General features: G+C 72.2%; 1 protein-coding gene and 1 pseudogene. One reads left to right on the forward strand and one right to left on the reverse strand.

Annotated features, from left to right (window positions below; all coding sequences use genetic code 11):
• Nucleotides 1-174: 174 nt before the first annotated feature.
• On the forward strand, nt 175-411 hold the full coding sequence (locus EAO71_RS36260; protein ID WP_147982052.1) for a hypothetical protein: 237 nt from the start codon (nt 175-177) through the stop codon (nt 409-411).
• A gap of 62 nt (nt 412-473) precedes the next feature.
• Here the strand turns inward: EAO71_RS36260 and EAO71_RS36265 are convergent.
• Nucleotides 474-697, reverse strand: a pseudogene (locus EAO71_RS36265) (hypothetical protein); the annotation flags it as partial.

The raw sequence follows: 697 nt of genomic DNA on the forward strand, positions 1-697 counted from the left end.
AGCGTGGTCGAACCGGGCATACCGTGCCTCCTCGCCTCGTCTCCCCCTCACAGCAGCCTAAGCCCGCCGCATGAGAACCGCCCCCCTCCTTGGTCCCCCAACCGAGGACGGGGGCGGTTCTCATGCGGCGGGCTTAGGCTGCTGTGAGGGGGAGACGAGGCGAGGAGGCACGGTATGCCCGGTTCGACCACGCTTGGCCCCGGCCATGGGATGGACCAGATCGACCATCCCGACGCGCAGCGACTGACGGCCGTGATGACCCGGCTGCACCGGCTGCTGACCCTGACCGGCCCCGGCGGCCTCACGGACGCCCAGGTCGCGGCGCTGTGCGGTGTCGCGAAACCCGATCGCGAGGAGTTCACCGCCTGGCTGGGCGCCCTGAACGACCAGCTCCGCAAGGCCACGGCCTGACCCCACCGCCCCCGTCCCCCGACCCGGGGGCGGTCGTCACGTCCGGGGCGTCCGCGGCGCGGTCACCAGGCGCGCAGGTAGACGCGGGTGCGGTCGGCGTCCAGCTGCTGGAGGTAGACCTCGATCCACTGGATGTGCCTGCGCCGCTTGTCCTTGACGCAGGGCGGGCAGACGCCGGCCCGTGGTCCCGGCCCGGGTCTACCTCGGGCACCGCGCTCGGGCCGGGTACGTCCGTCAGGTCCTGGTGGCGCACGGAGCTGGAGCCTTGCATGTTGCACCTTCAGGT

Origin of the sequence: Streptomyces sp. MS191, assembly GCF_008042125.1 — a bacterium.
GTDB lineage: Bacteria > Actinomycetota > Actinomycetes > Streptomycetales > Streptomycetaceae > Streptomyces.